This window comes from Halopseudomonas sabulinigri, from assembly GCF_900105255.1.
In the GTDB taxonomy this organism is placed as follows: Bacteria; Pseudomonadota; Gammaproteobacteria; order Pseudomonadales; family Pseudomonadaceae; genus Halopseudomonas; species Halopseudomonas sabulinigri.
The window spans coordinates 3,629,772-3,647,939 of sequence record NZ_LT629763.1; the positions used below are offsets into that span (position 1 = coordinate 3,629,772).

At 61.5% G+C, this 18,168-nt stretch carries 18 protein-coding genes; 6 read left to right on the forward strand and 12 right to left on the reverse strand.

Features of this window, described 5'->3' with window-relative positions; all coding sequences use genetic code 11:
- Positions 1–20: 20 nt before the first annotated feature.
- From BLU26_RS16600 to BLU26_RS16620, 5 genes are all read right to left on the reverse strand, one after another.
- Positions 21–1,442, reverse strand: coding sequence for an MATE family efflux transporter (locus BLU26_RS16600; protein ID WP_092287961.1), 1,422 nt, complete (start codon positions 1,440–1,442; stop codon positions 21–23).
- Positions 1,443–1,566: 124 nt separating this feature from the next.
- The gene (locus BLU26_RS16605) at positions 1,567–2,388 is read right to left on the reverse strand and encodes a LysR family transcriptional regulator (protein WP_092287962.1); all 822 of its coding nucleotides are present in this window, start codon (positions 2,386–2,388) and stop codon (positions 1,567–1,569) included.
- 2 nt (positions 2,389–2,390) lie between these two features.
- Positions 2,391–3,284 carry an MBL fold metallo-hydrolase gene (locus BLU26_RS16610; RefSeq protein WP_157719392.1) on the reverse strand — a complete coding sequence of 298 codons (894 nt, stop codon included), beginning with the start codon at positions 3,282–3,284 and terminating at the stop codon, positions 2,391–2,393.
- Positions 3,285–3,429: 145 nt separating this feature from the next.
- Complete coding sequence (locus BLU26_RS16615; RefSeq protein ID WP_092287964.1) at positions 3,430–4,128, reverse strand: PspA/IM30 family protein; 699 nt, start codon at positions 4,126–4,128, stop codon at positions 3,430–3,432.
- Between the two features lie 5 nt (positions 4,129–4,133).
- Positions 4,134–4,403, reverse strand: a complete 270-nt coding sequence (locus BLU26_RS16620) for a YiaA/YiaB family inner membrane protein (protein WP_092287965.1) — start codon at positions 4,401–4,403, stop codon at positions 4,134–4,136.
- Between the two features lie 163 nt (positions 4,404–4,566).
- Here BLU26_RS16620 and BLU26_RS16625 point away from each other — a divergent pair, with 163 nt between their 5' ends.
- From BLU26_RS16625 to BLU26_RS16635, 3 genes are read left to right on the forward strand one after another with little or no spacing between them, the layout of a single operon-like run.
- A complete protein-coding gene (locus BLU26_RS16625) occupies positions 4,567–5,334 on the forward strand; it encodes a helix-turn-helix domain-containing protein (RefSeq protein ID WP_092287966.1) in 768 nt (255 codons plus the stop codon).
- A gap of 32 nt (positions 5,335–5,366) precedes the next feature.
- Positions 5,367–6,443 (forward strand): mechanosensitive ion channel domain-containing protein, encoded by a 1,077-nt coding sequence (locus BLU26_RS16630; protein ID WP_197674503.1) that lies wholly within the window; start codon positions 5,367–5,369, stop codon positions 6,441–6,443.
- Positions 6,444–6,467: 24 nt separating this feature from the next.
- Positions 6,468–7,067: a rod shape-determining protein gene (locus BLU26_RS16635; RefSeq protein ID WP_092287967.1), complete on the forward strand. Its 600-nt coding sequence runs from the start codon at positions 6,468–6,470 to the stop codon at positions 7,065–7,067.
- Between the two features lie 30 nt (positions 7,068–7,097).
- On the opposite strand, the gene BLU26_RS16640 is transcribed toward BLU26_RS16635, so the two are convergent.
- A complete protein-coding gene (locus BLU26_RS16640; protein WP_092287968.1) occupies positions 7,098–7,814 on the reverse strand; it encodes a YebC/PmpR family DNA-binding transcriptional regulator in 717 nt (238 codons plus the stop codon).
- A gap of 142 nt (positions 7,815–7,956) precedes the next feature.
- Between BLU26_RS16640 and BLU26_RS16645 the strand changes: the two genes are divergently transcribed.
- Positions 7,957–8,613, forward strand: a complete 657-nt coding sequence (locus BLU26_RS16645) for a YoaK family protein (protein ID WP_092287969.1) — start codon at positions 7,957–7,959, stop codon at positions 8,611–8,613.
- On the opposite strand, the gene BLU26_RS16650 is transcribed toward BLU26_RS16645, so the two are convergent.
- The 6 genes from BLU26_RS16650 to BLU26_RS16675 form a co-directional block, all read right to left on the reverse strand.
- Positions 8,614–9,924 (reverse strand): sensor histidine kinase, encoded by a 1,311-nt coding sequence (locus BLU26_RS16650; RefSeq protein ID WP_092287970.1) that lies wholly within the window; start codon positions 9,922–9,924, stop codon positions 8,614–8,616.
- 255 nt (positions 9,925–10,179) lie between these two features.
- On the reverse strand, positions 10,180–10,509 hold the full coding sequence (locus BLU26_RS16655; protein ID WP_092287971.1) for a hypothetical protein: 330 nt from the start codon (positions 10,507–10,509) through the stop codon (positions 10,180–10,182).
- 219 nt (positions 10,510–10,728) lie between these two features.
- Positions 10,729–12,831, reverse strand: a complete 2,103-nt coding sequence (mdoH, locus tag BLU26_RS16660; RefSeq protein ID WP_197674504.1) for a glucans biosynthesis glucosyltransferase MdoH — start codon at positions 12,829–12,831, stop codon at positions 10,729–10,731.
- On the reverse strand, positions 12,831–13,079 hold the full coding sequence (locus BLU26_RS16665) for a hypothetical protein (RefSeq protein WP_092287972.1): 249 nt from the start codon (positions 13,077–13,079) through the stop codon (positions 12,831–12,833). The genes mdoH and BLU26_RS16665 overlap by 1 nt, the downstream gene beginning before the upstream one ends.
- Before the next feature lie 10 nt (positions 13,080–13,089).
- Positions 13,090–14,634, reverse strand: coding sequence for a glucan biosynthesis protein (locus BLU26_RS16670; protein ID WP_092287973.1), 1,545 nt, complete (start codon positions 14,632–14,634; stop codon positions 13,090–13,092).
- A 174-nt stretch (positions 14,635–14,808) separates the two neighbouring features.
- Positions 14,809–15,231 carry a DUF4399 domain-containing protein gene (locus BLU26_RS16675; protein WP_092287974.1) on the reverse strand — a complete coding sequence of 141 codons (423 nt, stop codon included), beginning with the start codon at positions 15,229–15,231 and terminating at the stop codon, positions 14,809–14,811.
- A gap of 334 nt (positions 15,232–15,565) precedes the next feature.
- On the opposite strand from BLU26_RS16675, the gene BLU26_RS16680 reads away from it, so the two are divergent.
- Positions 15,566–17,026: an NAD-dependent succinate-semialdehyde dehydrogenase gene (locus BLU26_RS16680; RefSeq protein WP_092287975.1), complete on the forward strand. Its 1,461-nt coding sequence runs from the start codon at positions 15,566–15,568 to the stop codon at positions 17,024–17,026.
- 4 nt (positions 17,027–17,030) lie between these two features.
- On the forward strand, positions 17,031–18,167 hold the full coding sequence (locus tag BLU26_RS16685; RefSeq protein ID WP_092287976.1) for an isocitrate/isopropylmalate dehydrogenase family protein: 1,137 nt from the start codon (positions 17,031–17,033) through the stop codon (positions 18,165–18,167).
- Position 18,168 lies beyond the last annotated feature (1 nt).

The window sequence follows — 18,168 nt, forward strand, 5'->3', positions numbered from 1 at the left end:
TTGCAAACAGATGACCTGGCTCACCGATAACCTTCCTCGCTCAGGGCCTCGTCAGTCACCTTGACGGTCTGGCGTTCGTCTTCGGTCAGGCGTGTGTTCTTCCAGCTGCCGCGGGCGAACCAGCACAACGAAATGACCGCGACCAGAATGTTGGTGATCGGGAAGGACCACCAGATACCCTCGGCGCCCAGCGTAGTGTGTTTGGATAGCACATACGCGAGCGGAAACTGCAGCATCCACTGGGTCACCAGGGCGATAACCATGGCGCTGACCATGTTGCCCGAGGCGCGGAACGCTGCCACTAAGCACAGCTGAATGCCGATTCCACCCCAGGCCAGCGCCATGATGCGGATAAAGCGCGCGCCCTCGCTGATCACGCCGGCATCGCCCGGTACGAAGAAGGCGACAATCTGGGGTGCCACCGCATACACCAGCAGCCCCACCAGACTCAGGCCGATAAACGCATAGAGCGCGGCCAACTGGGTGATCTTGCTGGCGCGTTGCACGTTACCCGCGCCCATGTTCTGACCCACCAACGTGGAGACTGCCATCGACAGGCCCATGGCGGGGATGGTGATGACCTGCAGTATGTTGGAGCCGATACCGTAGGCGGCGATGGTCAATGTGCCGAAGCTGGCCACCAGAAAGGACATTACCATCAGCCCCAGGCCACGGGTCGACAGTTCTACCGAACCCGGAAAACCAAGGAAGAACGCCTTGCGGATATAGACCATATCCGGCTTCAGCCCGCGCCAGGCGAGCTGGATGCCGTGCCGCCCGCGCAAAAAGATGATCAGGCCGATACCGGCGGCTATCGCCTGTGTGGTCAGCGTCGCCATGGCGGCGCCCATTACGCCATATCCCGGTAGCGGGCCCCAGCCAAAGATGAACAGCGGGTCCAGGCCAAAGTTGAGAATCACCGTACCCAGCACGATCAGCAGCGGCACCCTGGTCTGACCCACCCCGCGCATCAGCGATTGGAACATGATGTAGATGAACACGAAGATCACGCAGATGAACGACACCCGCATAAAGCCGAGCGCGCCGGCGTAGACCGCGTCAGTAACGCCCAACAGGCGCAGTAGGTGTGGCGCCAGGATGAAACCGATCGCGCCCAGCACAACGGAGGTGATGGTCACCATCAGCATGGTTTGCGCTGCCACGTGATTGACCAGATCCGGACGCCCGGCGCCCATGTATTGCGCGGTCAGGGTCGCGCCGGCCATCGCCAGCCCCGAGCCCATGGCAATCACCAGGAAGGTCACCGGCATACTGACCGACACCGCTGCGACGGCGTCGGCACCCAGCCGGCCAACCCAGAAGGCGTCGGTCAATTGGTAACCCGACTGCAGAATATTGGCGAGCATGATCGGCACGGCCAAGGTGAGCAGGGCACGGGGAATGGAGCCGGTGAGAAAGAGTTGCTGGCGGTGGCTGGGCATGCGGTCCTCTGGGCGATTTGCAGGTAAGGCTGGAGACCTGCAACGGGTGGACTACAGCATAGCTGTATCCGTTCCGCTTTTCCGGCAGCACTCAGGTGCGTGTAATGCTGCTGCCGCCGGCGGCTCAGGGCAGTCCGAGCGCCTGCGCGACAGCAGGATCAATATCGTCACGCAGCGCTACGCCCAGCTGCCGGTCAAGTAGTTCGGGCGGCACCAGGCCGTGCAGGCTGTGCGGTTGAACGTCCGTTGGCAGGCTGTCGGCATCGTCACCCAGGGCCATCACGGTCACGCCCTGCTGATGCTGTACCAGGCTGAGGGCGAGGTCTTCGGTATCGACCTGCAGCAGACAGTGCTCGGCCAGCTGCGGCAGGCGGCTGAGCAAGGCGGCGCGCTGCTCGCAATCGAGTCGATCGATCCACGGGTAGTCGAGTGCCGCCTGCAGGGTCAACGGCTGGGGCAGTGGCCAACCGCGTGGTGCCAGCAGGTGATATTGCTGATCTAGCAGGCTGACGAAGCGATAGCCGGCCGGCACACGGCGCGCACTGGTCAGCCAGAGCGCGGGTGGTGTTTGTGGTTGGCTGCGCACCTCCAATTGATGGTCTGGCAGGCTGCGGCTGAGCAGCTGTACCAGCCAGGCGCTATCGCGGCTGGCCAGTTCACGCTGAATGCCCAGCTGCAGTGGGCTGCGCCGGCGCTGCTTGAAGCGTGCCTCGACCTGTTCGGCATTACGCAACAGTTGGCGCACCTGCTGATGAAAGTCGCTGCCGGCTGGCGTCAGGGTCACGCCTTTGCGGCCGCGGTTGAACAACCGCAGGGAAAACTCCGCCTCCAGCTGCGCGATGGCATTGGAAATGGAGGGTTGTGCTACATGGCAGTGCTCGGCAGCCGCCGTGATGCTGCCGAGCTCCGCCGCCGCGCAGAAGTAGCGCAGACTGCGCAAATCCATGGTCAATCCTCGAATTGTGGAAAATGAGCCAGTTGCCGGGCGACCTGCTCGTCGTGGGCCGGCACGATCAACAGCTCGGGTTGCTGCTGGTGCAACTGGTGAATCTGCTGCAACACCCGGGCATTGGCCTCACGGTCGCTGTCGACATGGGCAATCCACTGCACAAACTGCGGCCGGGATCGGTTCTGCTCCACGCCGCGTAGCGTCCAGCTGGTATCGCCAATGAAGAACAGCCTGCGGCCGGAGTCGAGGTTGACGAACAGTCCCACCTGCCCGGCGGTGTGTCCGCTAAGGTCAACCACCACCAGGCGTTGATCGCCAAACAGATCGAGGCTGCGGGCAAAACCCGCATAGGGGGTGTCGCGCAATGACAGTGTTTGCCACTCGCGCGGGCCAGCCAAATGCTCTGGCAGAAACGCTGGGCGTTGGCCGTGCTCGCGGGCTTCCTGCAGGCCGCTTGGCAGCACCTTGACGGGCGTGTGCGGGAAGTCGGGCAGGCCGCCCAGATGATCCCAGTGTAGGTGGCTGGGCAGGATGAAGTCGATATCCTCGGCCTGGTAACCGGCCCGTTCCAGTTGATCCAACGCCGGGTCGAGCTGCTCGTAGGCCAGTAGCGTGCGATTGAGCCAGTTGTTGGCGGCAAAGGCGCTGTCGATCTCGCGGCCCAGTCCGCTATCGAAGAGAAAGCGCCCCTGTGGATGATCGACCAGCAGCGCTGTATGCACCAGTTTACGCTCGGTCCGCCAGCGCCCTCCGCTGACGGTGAAGGCTTCCGGTGAGCCAGCCGACTGCGCGGTGATCAGCAGGGCGATGCGCAAATGTTGCGGCCGCTCAGCCGCCTGGGCGGCGCTGCCGAATAGCAGCGCGAATAAGGTTAAAGCGATCAGGCGGGGCATGGGTGGCTGTCCTTGTTGAGATGAAGTCATACTCTGGCAGCCGTTAAAGCATAGGTTAAATAGTGTTTTTTGAGCATTAGGCAATAAAAATCCGAGGGAAGGCGTGCCTCTCCCTCGGTTATCGTGCGGGCGGCGCAGGGGCGGCTTAGGCTGTTCCGTTCTGCTGGCTGCGTAACCTGGCCAGTACCTGATTCGCGTCGCTGGCGCCAGTGCTGATGCCGGCCCGTTGCAGTCTGCTGTCCAGGGCGCTGCCGTCGTCTTCCTGTTGCAGTTCGCGCAGGGCGCTGTCGACGTCGCTGAAGCGGTGCTGCTGTTGGCGAATACGCTGCAGTGAACTGGCCAGGTCGCCCAACTGGGCGTGCAGGCCCTGCTTATGGCCGCCGAGGTTGCGCAGCACCTGTTCGGCGTTGCGGTTGGCCCGGGCCAGCTGCCATTCCCGGCGGTATTGTTGATGGCTTTGCGCGGCGTCGCGCAGGTGCTGGCGCAGACTGGTTTCCTGTCGGCGCAGATGCTCGGCCTGCTGGCGCTGCTGTTGCAGCTGGTTCTCGTGCGCGGCTATCCACTCGGCCAGCTCGTAAGCCAGCCCGGCTTCGCCTTTTTCCAGCGCTTGGCTGGCTTGTTCTTCGCGCTGCGCCAACGCCTCGCCGAGTTGCTGGTTGCTGCGCAGCAGTTCCTTGCCGCTGGCCATCAGACAGGCCAGCTCGCGCTTGGCACGCAGCATGGCTTGCTCGGTATCGCGTAGCTCCTGCTCCATGATCCGCAGGGCGTTGGCATCGACCAGGTGTTCCAGCGGCTCCTGTGCGCTGGCGCGAAATAAAGTGCCTACCTTTCTCCAGATCGTCATGGCGATTACTCCGTGTATTCTTTCAGCAGTTGTTGGGCGCGGGCGTCGGAAATGCGGTTGTAAATGCGTTTGCCTTCGTGCTCGTCGCGCAGCGTCTTCGACAGGGTGATGGTGGTGCTGACCAGAAAGAGCGCGCAGACCGCCATATAGCCTTTCACCAATAGATCAGTAGGCGAGAAGATCACGCCGGCGCCGGTGGCCAGCAGTGCCACGGCAAAGGACACCTTGACGAAGAATATCCAGCCGCTGGAGTTGCTGTTGATCTCGTTTTCCATCGCTTGCTACCTCGCAGTGAATGAGTGCGGCTGGTTGGTCGCCGCTGGAAGGCAATCTGCATTAACCGCTACCTGAAGGCGAGGTAAACCGCAAAAGTTGCATTCGCGGGCGCCGTGGGTATTACTAGGCAATACTTTTTCTCTCCGGAATGGGTTAACGAGCATGGCGCAGACCACGGCAATCGTTGAGGTATTGAAGAAGTTGCTGAAGGAGCAGGGCGTAACTTACCTGCAGGTGGCGCAGGCGCTCGACCTGTCGGAGGCCAGCGTCAAGCGGCTGTTTGCCGAACGACAGTTCTCGCTGCAGCGGCTGGATCGGGTATGCGCGTTGTTGGGGGTGGAAATCAGCGATCTGGTCAGGCGGCTGGAGCAGGAGATGCGCATTGACGCTTTGGCCCCGGCGCAGGAGCAGGAACTGGTTTCCGACAGCAAATTGCTGCTGGTGGCCATCTGCGCGCTGAATCGCTGGAGCCTGGCGCAGATGCTGGAGAACTACCGCCTTAGCGAGCCCGAAGCCATCAGCAAGCTGGCGCGCCTGGATCGCATGGGATTGATCGAGCTGCTGCCGGGCAACCGCATCAAGCCGCTGATCAGCCATGATTTCAATTGGCAGAAGAACGGGCCCATCCAACGCTTTTTCGAGTCGCAGGTGCAAGCCGATTTCTTTCAGTGCCACTTCAATCGGCCGGGCGAGCTGCGGCTGTTTCTCAACGGCATGTTGTCGCCACGCAGCAACGAAGCCATGCAGCAAAAGCTGCGGCGCCTGGCGCTGGAGTTCCGCCACAGTCATCAGGAGGACCTGGCCTTGCCGCTGGAGCAGCGTTACGGCGTCAGCATGATATTGGCCATTCGCCCCTGGGAAGTGGCAGTATTCCAGCAGTACCGGCGTGACGACGCCGAAAAGTACTACCCAGGCCATGCCGGTGCATGAGCTGAATACACTCTTGAAAGGATGGAGGCGCTGTGGCTTTTCTGCAGGATGTGATGGACGCCATTGGTCATGCCGTACCGCTGCTGGAAACTCTGCTCGTGGTGGCGCTGGTACTCTGGTGCGCAGACTATCTGCTGATCCGCCGACATGGTGGTCTGGGTAACGAGAAGCTGTTCTCTCGCCAATTGGTGATGCTGGGGTTGACCCTGGTAGGCGTGGTAGCCGTGGTACTGGCGCTGCCGGTCAACGAGGGGTCGCGCAACCAGATCATCGCCTTGCTGGGCTTGTTGATCTCCGGCGTGTTCGCCTTTTCTTCCAGCAACATTTTCGCCAACCTGGCGTCGGGGATTCTGCTGCGGATCACCAAACCCTTCGGCATCGGCGATTTTATCTCTGTCGGCAGCCATTTCGGTCGGGTGGCCGAGCGCGGTCTGTTTGATACCGAGATCCAGTCCGAGAGCGGCGAGCTGATCGCGCTGCCCAATACCTACCTCACCACCAATCCGGTCTCCGCGCTGCGTAGCGACGGCGCGCTGGTGTCTGCCTCGTTGTCATTGGGTTATGACGTGCATCACGCGCAGGTCGAGCCGCTGCTGATCGAGGCAGCGCAGAGCAGCCAGCTGGAAGACGTTTTTGTGCAGATTCTCGAATTGGGCAACTTTGCCATCACTTACCGCGTCTCGGGGGTATTGCCGGAGGCCAAGGGGCTGATTACCGCGCGCTCCAATTTGCACAAGGCGATTCTCGATCAGTTGCACGGCGCGGGCATTGAAATCATGTCGGCGACCATCATGAACCAGCGCCCGGTTGATGCTGGTTACAGCTTCATTCCCGCGCCGGCCCGCAGCCGTCCAGCGACGCCGCAGGCCGCGCCGGAAAAAATCGCTGAGAAAGTGCTGTTTGATAAAGCCGAGTTGGCGCAGCAGTTACAGCAGCGCAAGGCCGAGCTGGCGAAGAGCATGGAGGCGCTGGAGCAGCAGGCCAAGCAGGCGGACGGTGACGAGAAGCAGCGCTTGAAGGACCGCATGGAGCAATTGCGTGAAGAGCGCAAACAGCTGGATAAGGCCGAAGAGGAACCGCTCAAGGTTGTCAGCGGCAAGGGCGAGTAGCCAAACCCCAGGAACAAAGTAACGATGCTGAAAAGTCTGCAGCGCAAGCTGACGCCCACCTACTATGTACAACTCGGTAGCGACGAGATGCGCATTACCGATGTCAGCACCGCCCAGGTACTGACCGAGCGTACCGTGCTGGCCCTGGAGACTGACGCCAAGGGCGTCAAGCAGGTGCTGGCCGTGGGGCGCGAGGCCAGTGCGCTGCCCGCGGGGAACGGCCGCGAGGTGCTCAAGGTGTTTGATCATCCGCGCATGTTGGTGGCGGATTTCGCGCTGGCGGAAAAGTTTTTGCAGTTGATGCTGAAAAAAGCCGTGGGCAAGCGTTTCCTGCGCGCTTCACCCAATGTGATCATGCACCCGATGGAGAAGCTGGAGGGCGGGCTTACTGAGGTGGAGCACCGGGTGTTACGTGAGCTGGCGCTGGGCGCCGGCGCCCATAAGGTGTGCGTCTACACGGGCGCGCCCCTGGCGGCACAGCAACTGGATTTTGCCGCGCTTCATCAACGGGAGTTGGAGGCGCTGGCGGTGCCGTCTCGGCGGGGAGGATTGAGCGGCGGGGCGCTACTGCTGCTGTCTTTGCTGGCGGCGGGCTTGTTACTGTGGTCGCGCTCGCAAAGCTGACCGGGCGCCGCAGAGCGACGCCCGTGAGCGTCAGAACTCGGCGTTGTGGTAGATGTTCTGCACGTCGTCCAGCTCGTTGAGCATGTCGGTGAACTTCTCGAACATGGCCACGTCGTCACCGCTGATCTCGGTGGTGGTCTGCGGCAGGAACTGAATCAGGTCGACCTCAAAATCCATTTCACCAAGGGCATCGGTCAGCGCCTGTTTGGCCTTGAAGTATTCGGTGCTGGGGGTGAACACGGTGATCAGGCCGTCTTCGTTCTCGATGTCGGTGACATCCACGTCGGCCATCATCAGCGCTTCCAGCGTAGCCTCTTCGTCATCGCCCTTGAATGCCAGAATCGCGCAATGATCGAACATGTGGCTGACGCTGCCCTCGGTGCCGATCTTGCTCTTGGTCTTGGTGAAGCAGTTGCGCACGTCGGCAAAGGTGCGGTTGGGGTTGTCGGTCAGGCAGTCGACAATCACCATGCAGTTGCCTGGGCCAAAGCCTTCGTAGCGCGCCTTGGAAAAGTCTTCGCCGCCGCCGCCCTTGGCCTTGTCGATGGCCTTGTCGATCACGTGGCTAGGCACCTGATCCTTCTTGGCGCGGTCGATCAGGCCGCGCAGGGCCAGGTTGCCGTCGGGGTCAAAGCCGCCGGATTTGGCGGTGACGTAAATTTCACGCGCGTATTTGCTGTAGACCTTGGTTTTGGCATCAGCCGTTTTGGCCATGGACTCTTTGCGGTTCTGATAGGCGCGACCCATGTTTTTATCCTGTCGATTGGCGAAAAACAGCGATTCTAACCGCACTTGCCGCCGGATATCCACGTCTGGCGACGCGTGGCAAAAGAAAGCCGGCTGGCGGCCTCAGCTGGCATAAGATGGGATTTTACCGGGGGGCACAAGAATGATTTCCAGATTGCCGCGCTGGGTTGAAGGCGGCGCCTTTGCCCTGGCCTTTGTGGCGGGCAACGTCAATGCGATTGGCCTGCTGGGTTTCAGCCATCAGGCGGTATCGCATCTGAGCGGGACTTCAACCCTGCTTGGGCTGGAGCTGGCCCGCCTGGACGCCGCGGCGGCGCTGCACCTGCTGCTGGTGCTGTTGAGCTTTGTGCTGGGCGCGGTATTCAGCGGCGTATTGATCGACAGCAGCGCGCTGCAATCGGGGCGGCGTTATGGCGTGGCGCTCTGGGTAGAGACCGGCTTGTTAGTGCTTGCCATGCTGGCGCTGCATTACAACAGCGTGGCGGGGCATTATCTGGCCTCCGCCGCCTGTGGTTTGCAAAATGCGATGGTCACCACCTACAGCGGCGCGATTATTCGGACTACCCATGTCACCGGGCTGTTTACCGATCTGGGGTTGATGCTGGGTGCACGGCTGCGTGGTCAGGCGCTCGATCGGCGCAAGCTGTTGCTGTTTCTGCTGTTGATTGGCGGCTTCATCAGTGGCGGCCTTGTGGGCGCGCTGGTGTATGCGCTGCTGCACTTCAAGGCGCTCCTGTTACCTGCGCTGCTCACTGCACTCCTGGCGGTGCTGTATCAGCGTTACCTGCGGCGCCGCTGATCAGCCACGGCGCGCCGCGGCGTCGGCATGCGGTGGCTGCAACCAGAGCTCAGCCAACTGGCGGCGTTGCTTTCGCTGGTTGTTGTAGCGCCAGCCCAGCTTGGTGGTCAGTTGGGTGGTCAGCTGCTGCCCCAGGCCAAACCCCAGCTCCTCGCCCGCATTTTTCTCATCGCTTGGCAGGGTATTACTGATGCGTACGCAGTTGTGCAGTTGCAGAATTTTCACCTGACCTTCGCGGCTGTGCTGGAAGGCATTGCGGATCAGGTTGCCGAGCACGATACGCGCCGGCGCCTCAGCCAGCTTCATGCTGTAAGGGTCGGTTTTGACCTGCACGTCCACGTCCTTGCCGCGCAGCAAATAGCGCATCTGCTCTACCAGTTCGTGCATCAGCGTATCGAGCTGCACTGGCTGGGCCGGCAGGCTGTCCATATTGTCGCGGCTCAACCACAGCAGTGTTTCGGTCAGATGCAGCATGGACTGGCTGGCCCCATCGATGCGCTCAATGGCCTGCAGCTGACGCAGGTCGACCTGCTGATCACTGCTCTCCTGTAGCCGGTTCAGCAGTTCTACGTTGTTGCGTACCACGCTGATCGGGGTGCGCAGTTCGTGGCTGGTGTGGCGCAGGAAACGATGCTCGCGCGCCAGGCCGTGCTGTGCAGAACTGAGGCTGCTGCGCACCCGTTCGGCAAAGTCATTCAGCTCCGGATAGTGAAAGTCCGGCGGGGGCTGGTTGAGGGTTTGCTCGTTCAGGCCGCGCGCCCAGTTGCCGAGGGCGCTTATGGGCCGCGATACCCGCCGCATCACCAGCCAGATCAGCAAACCCAGCGTCAGTGCACTGCCCAGACTGATCAGCAACAGGGTGTTCAGGCTGCCGCGGTGCTCGGTCAGCAGGCGTGGCTCTACGCCGGGTATCACCTGATGGCTGAGGAAACGATCGCCGGCAGGGCTGGTAAAGCGGATGGCGAAGTAAATCGCACTGGGTTTAGCCAGAAAGTTTGGTTGATCGAGCTCTTTATAGAGCACGCCTTCGCGCTCCGGTGGGCTGGCGAAGGCCTGCTGAATGGCCTGCGGCTGTTCGCGCCACTGGCTGGTAACCGGATAGTCGTCGAACAGTTGCGCGGCGGTCGCCGGATCGGTCAGATAACTCTGCGCGACCTTTCCCATATTGCGGCCCATGGATGCATCCATGCCGTTGATAAAGTAGTTGATCGACAGCAGGGTGTAGCCCACCACCAGCAAGATACCGAGCGATAGAAACGCCAGCGCAACAAACCATCTAAGGCTGATCTGGCGCTTCTTTGGTGCTTTCATGTAATACAAACCCGTGTCCTGGAACTGTGTGCAATAGCGCGGTGAAGAAAGGCGCGTTGAGCCCCTTGCGCAGGTGAAGCCTATGTACTTTGAGACTGTTGCTGTCGGGTAGTTCATCGCCCAGGCGCGCTTCTTCGCGCTGTTGCAACGGATAAGCGGTGGGTAAGGGTATGCAGGCGAGAGGCGCGAGAGAAAGGGTAAGGCTGGCGGGTTAAGCAGCCCGGCCTGCCGCGTGGCTGGCCGGGTGAGGGTAGGTCAGTCGATGTCATCCAGGGTGAAGGTTACGTCGCGCTTGGCGATATCTACATCCCAGAGGGTGTAGGTGTCGCCGTCTTCATCTTCGGCGCGAATGTCGTACACCGATCCCTTGGCCTTGCGCACGGTGACGCGCACGGTATGGCCGTCAGGCAGGATGTCCTCGTCGAGAACGTCTTCCTGCCAGTCGCCGGCGTGGGCCGGGCTGACGTACAGGTAGTGGATGTCATAGCCAGTGTCGTTGGTGACCTCCACGTAGCCGTTGAAGGCGGCGGCAGCGCTGCTGAACAGGCAGCCGACGGCCAGCAACGCAAGTGCGCGTGTGATCATGCTTTGTCTCCTTGGCGGCCGGGAATCAAGATCCAGGCAAGTGCCAGATTGCAGAAATGGGGTTGCCTTGCCCTGCAAACCAATGACCTATGGTGAGGTTAACCGACCGGCAGGGCTGACGGGGAACAGGCGTTTGCGCGATTGCAAAACGCCATAAATGATAAGGAGGGGTTCTTTTCTGCGGCAATTACTTGAACTGGGTATTGCCAGAGTAGCTGTTCAGGTGGTGCGAATGCGCCGCGCCAATATCTGACCCCAGCGGCTTTGCGGATCGGCCTGCCAAACCTGGGTATGCAGCCACTGCAGGGAGCGGGCATCGCTGGCCAGCAGGTTGCGTTCTGCGCTGGATAGCGCGGCGGGACCGTCTTGCAGGCAGCGCTGGGCGAGCAGCTGCAGCTCACTTTGCTGGCGCTGAGCGCGCGGGGCGTGGGCCAGGCGGGTCTGCAGTCGGTTGGTTTGCGGATGCACTATTGCCTCGTTGAAGGCCGGCTGCTGCTCTGCCGTCAACAGATTGCTCGGGGTTTCGAGGTCGTCGAGCAGGCTGCTGCCGCTGGCTTCTTCGGGGATCTGCAGCCAGCGCTTACGCATCAGGCCTTCGCCCCAGCTGACCTTGCTCAGCAATACGAAAATGGGTGCGGCCAGCACCAGCGGCAGGGCAACCGGCAGCGACCAGACAAAGAACATGGGGTCCAGCCACCAGGCAAAGCCGGCCCAGGCCAACGCCATCAGGCTGCCGATGCCCTGATTCAGCACCGCCGCCAGCCAGCTGGTCTCCCCGCTACGATTCTGCCCGGCCCAGCGCAGGTTGACGTTGAACAGTGCCTCCAATACGTAGCGGCAGTGCGACAGCATGCGGATGGGCGCCAGCAGAGCGGAAATCAGCATCTCCAGCAAGACGCTGCAAAACAGCTTTATACCGCCACCAAAAGCCTTTCTGCGCCCCCGCAGCAGCACATCCGCAATGGCCAGAAACTTGGGCAGAAACAGCAGGGTGAGGGTGATGCTGACCATCCACACCGCACGCTGCGGATGCCATTCCGGCCACAGTGGGAACAACTGGTTCTGCTCGGGAAAATAGTTGATCGGCCAGAGAATCAGACGGGCGACTTCAATGGTCGTCAGCACCAGAAAGGTGAACCACAGGGGTGAGGCTACATAGCCCATGATGCCGTTGAGGAAGGCCATGCGATGGGCCAGCTTCAGGCGGCGGCTGAACAGCATCAGCCACAGATGCTGCAGGTTGCCCTTGGCCCAGCGGCGGTCGCGGGTGAGTTCATCCGACAGGGTGGGGGGCGATTCTTCGTAGCTTTGCGCCAGCTCCGGTTCCAGCCAGACCTCAAGACCGGCGCGGCCCATGTAGGCAGCCTCGGCAAAGTCGTGGCTGAGCACCGGGCCCTTGAACAGACCCCAGCCGGGCAGCTTGCGCAAGCCGCAATGCTGCATGAACGGGCGCACGCGCAGTATCGCGTTGTGGCCCCAGAATGCGGCATGGCCCAGTTGTATGGCGGCCAAGCCGGTGGTAAATAGCGGGCCGTACAGCTGATTGGAGAACTGCTGCAGGCGGGCGAACAGCGAGCGCCCGTTGAGCAGGCTGGGGCTGGATTGCAAGATGCCTACCTGCGGGTGGCGCTGCATCAGTTGCACCATGCGTACCAGCGTCTCGCCGGCCATCAGGCTGTCGGCATCCAGCACCACCATGTAGTCGTAGGCTTTGCCCCAGCGGCGCAGAAAGTCGCCGATGTTGCCACTCTTGTAATTCAGGTTAAGCGGACGGCGACGGTAAAACAGCTGGTCCTCTAATCCCAGCTCCTCACGCAGCGCATGCCAGGCTGCCTGCTCGGCCAGCCAGACATCGGGGTCGCGGCTGTCGGATAGGATGAAAAAATCGAAATCGGCCAGTTTGCCGGTGCGTTGCAGGCTGAGAATCACGCTTTTCAGCCCCTGGAGGCTACGGCCAACCGGCTCGTGATAGATCGGCATGACCACGGCGGTGCGGCCCAGCGGCGTGCCGCGTAGCGTGGCTTCGTCCTGCTGGCGTAGCAAACTGCGGGGATCACCGCCGAAGCGACGCAGGCAGAAACCGATCAGGCCAATCCAGAAGCCGACGCTGATCCAGGCAAATAGCAGGGAGAACACCAGCGCCATGCTGGCCTCGACCAGATTGCCGCCGTGGTAGGGCAGCACGGACAGCATGAAGTAGGTTGCGATCAACGTTTGCGCCAAGACCGCCAGTGCCAGCAAGCCTCGACGCACGGTCGCGGCCAGCCGCCAGCGCGGACGCTGCTGCATTATTTCCGGGGGCAGTTCGGCCGGGTGGTTCATCAGTAGGCACCGTAGCGCATACTGCCACGGCGCAGTGGCGGGTAGGCGTTAGCGAGTTCAGGGCTCGGCGGCATGGCCGCCTGCAGCGTTCGCAGACAAAAGCTCAGACGCTCCTCGGCGGGTTCTTGCAGGGCCTGCGTGACGATGACCAGTGCTCGCTGCTGGGCGGCGGCGTCTATGGTCACGCCGCTCCAGGCCCAGTAGGCGAGAATGCGCTGTAACAGAAGTTCGCTGATCGGCTGGGTCATGGTCACACTTCTATTTGCCGCGGCCAAGCAGCCGGTTGTTGGCGGGCAACTCGTACTGCCAGGTTTCGGTCAGAGCCTGCTCCTCGTCTTTCAGAAAGGCGCGCAAGCTGAGCGGACGGTCGGGCGCAGGGCGTGCCAGAATCGACAAGCGCCAGCGCTTGAGCGGCTCCACGTATTCGACGAAATGCTCAATCAATTCGCCGTCCTGTTGCACGCTGACATCACCCAGCACCGGCGCGCCGGCTTTGAGCTTGTCCAGTGGGCCGCCGGCAAAGTCGATGATCAGGCGCACAGCGCCCTTTTCGCTGCCGCCGCCGATCCGCATGCCGTCACCGAGAAAGCTTTGCTGGGTGCGGCCCAACGGCGATCGGGTAATATCGGGGCCGCCGAAGTGCACGTTGTAATCGTATTTCAGTGCCTGACCTTGCTCGACCTGCGCTTCGGGTTTCCAGAAGGCGACAATGTTGTCATTGGTTTCATCCGGGGTGGGGATCTGCACCAACACTACATTGCCCTTGCCCCAGTCCCCCTTGGGCGCAACCCAGGCGCTGGGGCGGCCGTCGTAACGGGCTTCCAGATCCATGTAGTTGTGGAAATCGGTATCGCGTTGCAACAGGCCAAAGCCGCGCAGGTTCTGAGTTGCGAAGTAGTCCATCTGCAGTGCTTCGGGGTTGCGCAATGGGCGCCACAGCCACTCATCGGAGGGGCCATCGTGAATCAGCAGGCCATCGGAGTCATGCACCTGCGGGCGCCATTCGCCCTCCGGGCGGAACGTGTTCTCGCCGTAAAAGAACATGCTGGTCAGCGGTGCAACGCCCAGCAGTTCAACCGACTGCCGCGGGAACAGTATCGATTGCACCTCGAGCACGGTTTCATCGCCAGGGATGACGGTAAAGCGATACGCGCCGGCCAGGCTTTCGCCGTTGAGCAGGCCGTAAAAGGTCAGGCGGTCGGCGTCGGGTTTGGGGCGCTCCAGCCAGAACTCGACAAAGTCGGGAAACTCCTCGCCGCCGGGCAATCCGGTATTGAGCGCCAGGCCACGGCCGGAGATACCAAAGTTGTTATCGCGGCCCACGGCGCGGAAATAGCTCGCGCCGGCAAATACCAGAAACTGGTTTTGCACGTCATCGCCCTTCAGCGGAAAGGTCAGCTTGAAGCCGGCGTAGCCCAAATCAGCCGGCACCAGGCGTTCAACCTCGGTATTCGGATAGCTGAACTGACTTTTATCAAACTTGAGCGGGTGCACACCCTCGGCATCAATCACGTGCACCTGAACCGGGTGCTTGTAGAACAGCCCCGGGGGAACCGGCATGACCTGGAAGGCGGAATTGCTTTCATGCCACAGGCTGTTCTCCGGCTTGAAGCGGATGCCCTGATAATCGTCGAAGCTGAGTTCCTGAAGAAACTGCGGAACCGGTTTGGGAGCCTGGTAAGGTTCAGCGGCGAGCGCTTTGGCCTTATCAACAACATCGGAAAATTCGAAGTTTGCAGCACTGGCGTGCAGGGGTAACCACAAGCCGAGCAAGCCGGCAAATAGTGAAATCCCTTTGGTCATTATCGGGCTCCTTGCGAGGTGGGCGGGCCGACCGAGGGTTATCACGGTCTGCTATCAATGTCTGCCTGTTTAGGCCGCAAATCGCGGCGACAGTTCCCAGCGCGGAGCCCATATGGGCAGCGCCCCAGCCACTAGTAACGAAACCACCTACAGTGGCCGGGGCGAATGCGGTGCTTACTCGACCGTGATGGTGATTTTTTCAGAGGTGACCGAGGGTTGCAGTGGCACGTGGTTCTGGTCGCCCATGATCAGTTGCAGCGTGTGTTCGCCTGGCGGCAAGTCCAGGCTGACCTGGGTCTGGCCACCACCAAAATGTTTGTGATTGTCGTCGGTGGGAATCGGCTGGCCGGCAGCGGGCAGGCTCTTGGCGTCAACCAGCAGGTGGTGATGGCCGGTGCCAGCGCGCTCGACGCCGGCGGGGGCGACGCCCATGCCACTGAGGCCAAATTGCACGGTAACCGGGGAACTCACCGTCGCGCCGTCAGCTGGGCTGATGATAAAGGCGCTTGGGGTTTCAGCGTTACTGTCGGCCAGGGCCAGAGTGCTGAGCGAGCCTAGTAGCAGGGCGCTCAGGGTACGAGTGAGAGTCTTTGGCATGGAATACTCCTTGTGATTGAGGCGGCCTGAGGTCTGACGTGAGTCAGGGGCGCCGCCGATTCGCACGGGTTTGCTATGACCGTCGCTGCCTTGGCCATCCTGCATCTGACTGCGGAAAGTGTATTGGGTTCGCTGCCGTTTGGCGGTTTGCTTCCGTCGCCAAATCTGCCTAGTCTGGAAGGGTATCAAGTTCAGTTGTCCGCGTTGGCGGACCCGCTCTGCGCTGCTGTGATAGCGCCCTGTTGATCAATTTGGAGGCAAGCCCGTTTGCGTTGCGCTCTGGCCAGACGCTGCTCCTTGCCTCCTGCTAATGACTGTTTTGAGGAGTTCGTCCATGTCTGTATCTCGCCTGAAAACCGCACGTCTTTTCCGTCAGCAGTGTTACGTGGGAGGCCAGTGGGTAGGCGCCAGTGATGGCAGCAGCATTGACGTGGATAACCCGGCCAATGGCGAGATTCTGGGTACCGTGCCGGTGCTGAGTGAAGCCGAACTGCAAGATGCCATCAAGCAGGCCGATGCCGGTTACAAGCTATGGCGCAAAAAGACCGCGCAGGAGCGCGCCGACCTGCTGTTGCGCTGGCATGACCTGATGCTGGAGCACAAGGACGACATTGCCAGCCTGATGACCCTGGAGCAGGGCAAGCCGCTGACCGAATCGCGGGGCGAGGTTGATTACGCGGCCTCGTTCATTCGCTGGTTTGCCGAAGAGGCGCGCCGGGTGTATGGCGAAACCATTCCCGGCGCCAAGCCCGGCCAGCATATTGTGGTGACCAAGCAACCGATTGGCGTTACGGCCGCCATTACGCCCTGGAATTTCCCCGCCGCGATGATCACCCGCAAGGCGGGCGCCGCGCTGGCAGCCGGTTGTTCGATGATCGTCAAGCCGGCCAGTGCGACCCCTTACACCGCGCTGGCGCTCGCTGAACTGGCGGATGAAGCCGGCATCCCCGCCGGGGTGTTCAACGTGGTGACGGGCAAGGCGTCGGTCATCAGCGATGTGCTGACCGGTAGTTCAACGGTGCGCAAGCTGAGCTTTACCGGCTCCACCAGTGTCGGCAGTCAGCTGATGGCACAGTGCGCCGAGCACATTCAAAAGGTCTCGTTGGAGCTGGGCGGCAACGCGCCTTTTATCGTCTTTGATGATGCCGATGTCGAGCGTGCAGTTGAAGGCGCAATGATCTGCAAGTTCCGCAACACTGGGCAAACCTGCGTCTGTGCCAACCGCTTCCTGGTGCAGGCCGGCATTCACGACCGCTTTGTCGAGAAGCTGGCCGAGGCCATGGGCAAACTCAAGCTGGGCGACGGCTTTGAAGAGGGCGTTACCCAGTCGGCGCTGATCAATCGCGCGGCGGTGAAGAAGGTGCAGGAGCATTTCAACGACGCGCTGAGCAAGGGCGCCCAACATGTGGCTGGCGCGGCGCCGGAAGGTAACAATGGCAACTTCGTCGAGCCGGTGCTGATCACTGGCGTGACCCGCGACATGCAGCTGTGCGAAGACGAGACCTTTGGGCCCTTGGCTGCCGTGATCAAGTTCGAAACCGAAGAACAGGCCATCGAGATTGCCAACGACACGCCCTTCGGTTTGGCGGCTTACTTCTACAGCACCAACATCCACCGCGTCTGGCGCGTAGCTGATGAATTGGAAGCCGGCATCATCGGCGTCAACGAAGGTGCCGTTTCCAACGCCGCAGCGCCCTTTGGCGGGGTCAAGGAGTCAGGTCTGGGGCGTGAGGGTTCCAGCCACGGCATCGAAGAATACATGGAGATCAAATATCTCTGCATGGGCGCGGAGTAAACCGATGGCTGAACAGGCCGCAATCAAGAAAATCGCGCTGATGCCCGGCGACGGCATTGGCCATGAAGTCATGGCGGCGGCGGAGGCGGTGCTACTGGCGCTGCACGCAAGCGAGCCGTTGCCGCTGGAATGGGAAACCCTGGCATGGCCGAGCACCGGCTGGCATCAGCAACACGCTGAAATGATGCCAGCCGATGCGCTCGAGCAGGTGCAGCGTTACGACGCGCTGCTGCTCGGTGCACTAGGCGATCCGGGCCCTGCCAGCGACCCGCAGCGTTACCGGCTGCCCGACAGTATCTCGCTGGCGCCGCTGCTGACCTTCCGCAAGGGCCTGCAACTCTGGGCTTGTGAGCGCCCGGCGCGCTTGCTGCCGGGGGCGCCGCAGTATCTGGCCGACCCGCGCGCGGCGGAGGTCGACATGCTGGTGATTCGCGAGAACAGCGAGGGTGAGTACGTCAATCAGGGAGGGCGGCTGAACCGCGGTACGCCGCAGGAGGTTGCCACCCAGTTGGAAGTGTTTACCCGCCACGGCACCGAACGGCTGATTCGCCATGCTTTCCGCCGCGCCCAAGCCCGACTGGATGCTCGCCCGCGAGGCAGCAAAGCGTTTTTCTGCGCCGAGAAGGGCACTGCTGGTGCACAGGTTTGCTTGATCACCAAACGCAACGCGCAGCCTTTCTGGGGTGATATGTACACCGAAGTCTTTGCCGAGGTGGCCAGCGAGTTCCCTGAAATTGGCGTGCACCATGAACTGGTCGATGCCGCCTGTATGAAATTTGTACAGTCGCCCTGGGCCTTCGACGTGGTGGTGGCGAGCAACTTGCATGGTGACATATTGACGGATCTAGCCGCGGTACTCTCGGGTGGGCTTGGGCTGGCGCCGTCTTGCAATATCAATCCAGACAGCCGGGATATGCCCGCACTGTTTGAACCGACACATGGCAGCGCACCGGATATCGCCGGTCAGGGGAAAGCCAATCCTGCTGCCATGCTGCTCACCACAGCCATGATGTTGGACTGGGTGGGCTGCGCACAAGCCGCCGAGCGCCTGCGCATGGCCGTTGCCAAGGATCTGGTGACGGCTGCAGGGGCCCAGCGAACTTGTCAGGAAGTTACCGCTGGCGTGATTGCCGGGCTGTAAC